Below are 6742 nucleotides of genomic sequence, written 5' to 3'. Positions count from 1 at the left end.
CGCTGCCTTGGGCGAGTCCCCCTAGCCTTGGGCAGTCTGCCGCCTGGGGCGGCAGGGTGGGCAAGGCGGCGCCCCGTCGCGGGGTGAGCGCTTCAAGGGGCGTTCGGTGCAGCGCCGTTGGCGGGTGCGCCCCGGTGGGGCTTCTCGCGCAGTTCCCCGCGCCCCTTACGGGGCGGGTAGTAACCCGCGACCCAGCGCGCCCCGCTGTACAGTCCCGCGCCCCTGTCGGGGCGAAGAGCGGCCCGCGCAGTCGCAGCGCCCTGACGGGGCGGACAGCAGCCCGCGTGCACAGCGGGCCCGACGGGACGGACAGCAGGCCGCGATCCCAGAGCGACCTGGCGGGGCGGACAGTGGCCCGTGCCGGGAAGGGGACCCGTTCGGCTCAGCCCGTCGAGCCCGGCAGGGCCCCGCGTGGGACGGTGAAGCGAACGCCGTCCCACGTTTTCCGGAGCCTGCCATGGCAGACCTACAGGGCGAAGTCGTCGCCCCCGCAGAGGCGGGCGAGCTGGACCAGCCCGCTCCCCCCGTCCCCGTCAATGTCCCCGCACCCGCCCCCGACCCCCACACCCTCCTGTCCCGGCACCCCGTGGCCGACGGATACTGCGGCCTGCCGGAGACGCTGCGCACCTTGCCCTGGCACGACCTCGAACTGGGGGAGACCTCCGTCGAGAGCGACCTGCCGCGCCTGCGCGCCGGCGGCACCGGCGCCCTCCTGTGGGCCCTCGACGCGACAGCGGACCGCCCCCTCACCGCGGTCCTGGAACAGATCGACCTGATCAACAACGTCGTCGCCCGCTACCCGGAGGGCCTGCGCCTGGCCCGCTCCGCGTCCGAGACCGCGGACGCCCGCGCCCACGGCCGGATCGCCGTCGTCATCGGCCCGGCCCCGGCCGCCGCCACCGGCGAATCCCTGGGCACCCTGCGCGCCCTGCACGCCCTCGGCCTGCGCGCGCTCACCTTCGCCGGCGCCTCCTGGGCGGAGTGCGAGCAGGGCCTGACCCGGTTCGGCGAAGAGGTCGTACGGGAGATGAACCGGCTCGGCATGCTCGTCGACCTCACCGGCGCAGCCCGGGCCACCGCGGCCCGCGCCCTCGCCGTGTCGAAGGCCCCCGCGCTGCTCACCCGCTCCGGCGCCCGCGCCCTCAACCACCACCCGGACAACGTCCCCGACGACCTGCTCGCCGAACTCGGTGAGCGCAAGGGCCTGTGCCTGGTGCCCTGTTCGGCCGCGCGGACCGGCCCCGAGCTCCGCGACGTCGCCGACCACCTCGACCACGTACGCGAACTGGCGGGCCCCGAGTCGGTCGGCCTGTCCGGGATGTACGACACCGGCGACGCCCACCCCGAAGGACTCGGCGACGCCACCGGCTACCCCGCGCTGATCGCCGAACTCCAGGGCCGCGGCTGGCCCGAGGAGGACCTCGCGCTGCTCACCTGGGGCAATGTCCAACGGGTGCTGCGCGTCGCCGAGTTCACCGCCCGGGCCGCCCGGCAGCGCAGGGGGCCCTCGACGGCGCGGCCCTGACGCCCGCTCAGCAGGCGCACAGGCAGAAGGGGTGCCCCACCGGATCCGCGTAGACACGCCACGAGCGGGTCCGGTCCTCGTTGTCGAGCACCGTGGCGCCGAGGGCCAGGACCTCCTTCTCGCCGGCGTCCAGGTCCTCGACCTTCAGGTCGAGGTGGAACTGCTGCGCGCCGCCCACCGAGGGCCAGGGCGGCGGCGCGTACCCCGGTGCCTCCTGGAAGGCCAGCGGATGCCCGCCCGGCACCTCCAGGTCTACCCAGTCGGGCTCCGCGGGGTCCGTGGCGGGGGTGCCGCCGAGCAGTGCCGCGTAGAACCGAGCGAGCGCGAGCGGGTCGGGACAGTCCAGAACGGTGGCGCCCAGCCGTGCGATGGCCATGATTCCTCCCAGGGGTTACCGACAGAACCGCTCAAGGGGTAACGCTGTCGTCACCGCATCATCCCGCCTCAAGGCGTGCGAGGCCCACGACTGCCACCGGAGCCCCGCGGGCCTAGAGCCGGTCCGGTTCGCGCAGGGCCGTCGAGAGCAGGATCGCCAGGACCGGCACCGTGGCGAGGACCGTCAGCGCGCCCCGGGGGCCGTGGTGGGTGGCGACGATGCCGAGCAGCGGCATGAACAGACCGCCGGCGCTGAGGGCGAGGCCGAGGGTGACCCCGGCCGCGGTCCCGGGCCTGCTGGGCAGATAGTCCTGGCCGAGCTTGATGAGCACGGCGAACGGGATGTTGGAGATCAGGCCGACCAGCAGCGCCAGCGGCAGCGCGGCGTACTTGTCGTCGCAGACCAGCATCGCCCACAGCGCGGGCAGCATGGCGGCGTTGCCGATCTGCACCGTACGGACCATGCCGACCCGGTCGGCGAGCCGGCCGCCGAGCAGGGTGCCGAGCACACCGCCGCCCAGCTCCAGGGTCAGGGCGAGACCGCCGAGGCCGCTGCTCGCCTCCAGGTGCCGGATCCAGTACAGGGAGATGAACGTGTTGAGGCCGGTGGAGATGGTCGAGCGGACGATCTCCACGGCGGTCAGGGCCGCGAACAGGCCCGGCCGGTCCCGGCCCCGGCGCCGCGCCTTCCCGGCCGCCGGCCCGGTGGCGGCGCGGGTGTGGTGGCGCAGCAGGACGAAGCCCATCAGGACGGCCGGGGGCACGAACAGCGCGGTCGCGTTCATCCCGAGGCGGTCCAGGGCCGGGGTGACCAGGGCCGGGGCGATGAAGAAGCCGACGCTGCCGCCCGCGGCGAAGTAGCTCATCGCGGTGGCGCTGCCGCCGGCCGCGCGGCGCGCGTCGCGCCCGGCCGGCGGATGGAACATCGCGATGCCCACGCCCGCCGTCAGCAGCAGCGCGAACACCACGGGGTAGGAGGGCGAGAGTCCGGACAGGCCCGCCCCGGTCCCCGCCAGGCCGATGCCGAGCGGCGACATCCAGCGCAGCCGGTAGCGGTCGGCCAGCAGCCCGATCGGCACCTGCGGCAGGGCGCTGCCCAGGGTCGCGGCGAGCGCGAGGCCCGACGCCTGTACGTAGCTGAAGTCGCGTTGCAGCACGAAGTAGGGGACGGCCGCGGGCACCAGCCCCTGGTAGAAGTCGTCGACGGCGTGGGCGGAGGCCCAGATCCGCATCCGGCGCCAGTGTCCGGGCGGCCCGGCCGCCTCCTGATCGGTGCTTGTCTCCTGGATCGAGGTCACCCGTCCACGATGGCGAGCGGCACCCCGGGCGCGCTTCCCGTATTCTGCCGATCCATGTCGCAGATCCGCCACACGGCCGTCGCGCCGACCAGCACCCAGTCCCGCGGCGGCGGCGACACCATCGACCGGCACCGCCACGACGACCACCAGCTCATCTACGTGAGTGCGGGCGTGCTCGCGATCACCACGGAGCACGGATCCTGGATCGCGGGCAACGACCGGGCGGTGTGGATCCCGGCGAACACCTGGCACGAGCACCGCTTCTACGGGCAGAGCCGCTTCCACACCATCGGCTTCCCCGCCCGGGACAGGCCCCCGCTCCCGTACACCGAGCGGCCGACCGTCATCGCCGTCGACGCGTTGGTGCGTGAACTGCTGATCGCCCGGACCGGCAGCGCGCTGCCGCCCGCCGAGGTCCGGCACATCGACGCGGTGCTCCGCGACCGGCTGCGCCGCGTCACGGCCGAGCCGGTGGCCCTGCCCGCCGCCCGCGACCGGCGGCTCGCCGAGGCCTGCGCGCTCGTCGAGGAGGACCTGAGCGTGCCGCGCACGCTGGCGCAGCTCGCCGCCCGGGTGCACACCGGCGAGCGGACCCTGTCGCGGCTGTTCCGCGACGAGTTCGGCATGACGTATCCGCAGTGGCGCACCCGCGCCCGCCTGTTCACGGCGAGGGTGATGCTGGCCGAGGGGGCGGGCGTCACCGACACCGCGCACGCCTGCGGCTGGGCGACCACCAGCGCCTTCGTGCACACCTTCGCCCAAGCCGCGGGCAGCACGCCGGGCGCCTACCGCGCGGGCGTGCGCACGGCGCCGGGCGCGTAGCCCGTGGGTCAGGCGGCGGGTCGCCCCATCGCGCGGAACGTCCAGCCGGCCGCCCGCCACAGCGCGGAGTCCAGTGCGTTGCGCCCGTCGAGGATCAGCCGGTCCGAGGCGACGGCGCCCAGCTCGGCCGGGTCCAGCTCCCGGAACTCCCGCCACTCGGTGAGGTGCAGGACGACATCGGCGCCGCGCACCGCGTCGAGGGCCGTCTCTGCGTACCCGAGCGTCGGGAAGAGCCGCCGCGCGTTGTCCATGCCCTTGGGGTCGTAGACGGTCACCTGGCCGCCCTGGAGGTGGATCTGCCCGGCGACGTTCAGCGCGGGGGAGTCGCGGACGTCGTCCGAGTCGGGCTTGAAGGTCGCACCGAGCACGGCGACCCGCTTGCCGAGGAAGGGGCCGCCGCCGAGCGCCTCGCGGGCCATCTCGACCATCGCGCCGCGCCGCCGCATGTTGATGGAGTCGATCTCGCGCAGGAAGGTGAGCGCCTGGTCGGCGCCGAGTTCACCGGCGCGCGCCATGAACGCCCGGATGTCCTTGGGCAGACAGCCGCCGCCGAAGCCGATGCCGGCCCGCAGGAACTTGCGGCCGATCCGCTCGTCGTAGCCGATCGCCTCGGCCAGCTTGACGACGTCGCCGCCCGCGGCCTCGCACACCTCGGCCATGGCGTTGATGAAGGAGATCTTGGTGGCGAGGAAGGAGTTCGCGGCGGTCTTCACCAGTTCGGCGGTGGGGAAGTCGGTGACGACGAACGGCGTGCCCTCGGAGAGCGGCGTCGCGTACACGTCGCGCAGCAGCTTCTCGGCCCGCTCGCTCGTCACGCCGACCACGATCCGGTCCGGGTGCAGGGTGTCGTCGACGGCGAAGCCCTCGCGCAGGAACTCCGGGTTCCACGCCAGCTCGACGCCCTCGGGCAGCAGCTCGGCGAGGCGCGCGGCCGAGCCGACGGGCACGGTCGACTTGCCCACGACCAGGGCGCCCGCGCTCAGGTGCGGCGCGAGGGAGGCGAAGGCGGCGTCGACGTAGCTCATGTCGCACGCGTACTCGCCGTGCTTCTGCGGGGTGTTCACACAGACGAAGTGCACGTCGCCGAAGGCGCCCGCCTCGGCGAAGTCCATGGTGAAGCGCAGCCGCCCGGTGGACCCCTCGATCCCGGCGACGTGCTTGCGGAGGATCTCCTCCAGACCGGGCTCGTACATCGGGACCTCGCCCCGCGTGAGCATCTCGATCTTCTCGGGCACCACGTCAAGGCCCAGCACCTCGAAGCCGAGCTCGGCCATGGCCGCGGCGTGGGTGGCGCCGAGGTAGCCGGTGCCGATCACGGTGATCTTGGGGGCCATGCGGTGCTCCAGAGGTCTGGGGGCTGATCTGCGCTGCCTGAGCATAGTCGGGCGTGCCAGGGCTGCTCACGGGGCACATTCCCGCTGTCGTATAGCTCACGTATCCCCTGCGTGGGCAGACACCTAAAATTCGGGTTACTTAACAGTAATTAGCGTCGCTTGGAGCGTGAGAACCTTGGCCGGATCGGCTGATTTCGACCTCTACCGCCCGTCCGAGGAGCACGACATGCTCCGCGACACCGTCCGTGCGCTGGCCGAGGCGAAGATCGCCCCGCACGCGGCCGCGGTCGACGAGGAGGCCCGCTTCCCGCAGGAGGCCCTGGACGCGCTCGTCGCGGCCGACCTCGCGGCCGTGCACGTACCGGAGGAGTACGGCGGCGCGGGCGCCGACGCGCTCGCCACGGTCATCGTGATCGAGGAGGTGGCGCGCGCTTGCGTGTCCTCGTCCCTGATTCCCGCCGTGAACAAGCTGGGCTCCCTGCCCGTCATCCTCTCCGGCTCCGAGGAGCTGAAGAAGAAGTACCTGGGCCCGCTGGCCAAGGGCGACGGGATGTTCTCGTACTGCCTGAGCGAGCCGGACGCCGGTTCGGACGCGGCGGGCATGAAGACTCGCGCGGTCCGCGACGGCGACGACTGGGTGCTCAACGGCGTGAAGCGCTGGATCACCAACGCCGGCGTCTCCGAGTACTACACGGTCATGGCGGTCACCGACCCCGAGAAGCGCTCGAAGGGCATCTCGGCCTTCGTCGTCGAGAAGTCGGACGAGGGCGTCTCCTTCGGCGCCCCGGAGAAGAAGCTCGGCATCAAGGGCTCGCCGACCCGCGAGGTCTACCTCGACAACGTTCGCATCCCCGCCGACCGCATGATCGGCGCCGAGGGCACCGGCTTCGCCACCGCGATGAAGACCCTCGACCACACCCGCATCACGATCGCCGCGCAGGCGCTCGGTGTCGCGCAGGGCGCCCTCGACTACGCCAAGGGCTACGTCCAGGAGCGCAAGCAGTTCGGCAAGGCGATCGCCGACTTCCAGGGCATCCAGTTCATGCTCGCGGACATGGCGATGAAGATCTCCGCCGCCCGCGCCCTGACCTACCAGGCCGCCGCCGCCTCCGAGCGCGGTGACGCCGACCTGACCTACCTGGGCGCGGCCGCCAAGTGCTTCGCCTCGGACACGGCGATGGAGGTCACGACGGACGCCGTCCAGCTGCTCGGCGGCTACGGCTACACCCGTGACTACCCGGTGGAGCGCATGATGCGCGACGCCAAGATCACCCAGATCTACGAGGGCACGAACCAGGTCCAGCGCATCGTCATGGCGCGCAACCTGCCGTAGCCGTATCAGTACGTGCGCGAAGGGGCCCCGCCGAAGACCGGCGGGGCCCCTTCAC

General features: G+C 72.9%; 6 protein-coding genes. 3 read left to right on the top strand and 3 right to left on the bottom strand.

Annotated elements, in window-relative coordinates; translation table 11 throughout:
• Nucleotides 1–457: 457 nt before the first annotated feature.
• The gene (locus tag ABZ930_RS17780) at nt 458–1525 is read left to right on the top strand and encodes a membrane dipeptidase (protein ID WP_361548666.1); all 1068 of its coding nucleotides are present in this window, start codon (nt 458–460) and stop codon (nt 1523–1525) included.
• Nucleotides 1526–1532: 7 nt separating this feature from the next.
• Here ABZ930_RS17780 and ABZ930_RS17775 read toward each other — a convergent pair whose 3' ends face one another.
• Together ABZ930_RS17775 and ABZ930_RS17770 are read right to left on the bottom strand one after the other, a co-directional pair.
• Nucleotides 1533–1901, bottom strand: coding sequence for a VOC family protein (locus ABZ930_RS17775; protein WP_361548664.1), 369 nt, complete (start codon nt 1899–1901; stop codon nt 1533–1535).
• A 112-nt stretch (nt 1902–2013) separates the two neighbouring features.
• The gene (locus ABZ930_RS17770; RefSeq protein ID WP_361548800.1) at nt 2014–3132 is read right to left on the bottom strand and encodes an MFS transporter; all 1119 of its coding nucleotides are present in this window, start codon (nt 3130–3132) and stop codon (nt 2014–2016) included.
• Between the two features lie 120 nt (nt 3133–3252).
• On the opposite strand from ABZ930_RS17770, the gene ABZ930_RS17765 reads away from it, so the two are divergent.
• On the top strand, nt 3253–4020 hold the full coding sequence (locus ABZ930_RS17765) for a helix-turn-helix transcriptional regulator (RefSeq protein WP_361548662.1): 768 nt from the start codon (nt 3253–3255) through the stop codon (nt 4018–4020).
• Nucleotides 4021–4028: 8 nt separating this feature from the next.
• Here the strand turns inward: ABZ930_RS17765 and ABZ930_RS17760 are convergent, their stop codons facing one another.
• Complete coding sequence (locus ABZ930_RS17760; protein ID WP_361548660.1) at nt 4029–5354, bottom strand: UDP-glucose/GDP-mannose dehydrogenase family protein; 1326 nt, start codon at nt 5352–5354, stop codon at nt 4029–4031.
• A 175-nt stretch (nt 5355–5529) separates the two neighbouring features.
• Between ABZ930_RS17760 and ABZ930_RS17755 the strand changes: the two genes are divergently transcribed.
• Nucleotides 5530–6687, top strand: coding sequence for an acyl-CoA dehydrogenase family protein (locus ABZ930_RS17755; RefSeq protein WP_351444061.1), 1158 nt, complete (start codon nt 5530–5532; stop codon nt 6685–6687).
• Nucleotides 6688–6742 lie beyond the last annotated feature (55 nt).

This window comes from Streptomyces sp. NPDC046716 (assembly GCF_040645755.1).
Lineage (GTDB): Bacteria > Actinomycetota > Actinomycetes > Streptomycetales > Streptomycetaceae > Streptomyces.
This window is presented reverse-complemented; position numbering and strand designations above follow the sequence as displayed.

Excerpts from the sequence above, each read along its gene's own strand:
- ABZ930_RS17765 (WP_361548662.1), top strand. The coding sequence starts at position 3,253 with ATGTCGCAGATCCGCCACACGGCCGTCGCGCCGACCAGCACCCAGTCC.
- ABZ930_RS17775 (WP_361548664.1), bottom strand. The coding sequence starts at position 1,901 with ATGGCCATCGCACGGCTGGGCGCCACCGTTCTGGACTGTCCCGACCCG.
- ABZ930_RS17770 (WP_361548800.1), bottom strand. The coding sequence starts at position 3,132 with ATGCGGATCTGGGCCTCCGCCCACGCCGTCGACGACTTCTACCAGGGG.
- ABZ930_RS17780 (WP_361548666.1), top strand. The coding sequence starts at position 458 with ATGGCAGACCTACAGGGCGAAGTCGTCGCCCCCGCAGAGGCGGGCGAG.
- ABZ930_RS17760 (WP_361548660.1), bottom strand. The coding sequence starts at position 5,354 with ATGGCCCCCAAGATCACCGTGATCGGCACCGGCTACCTCGGCGCCACC.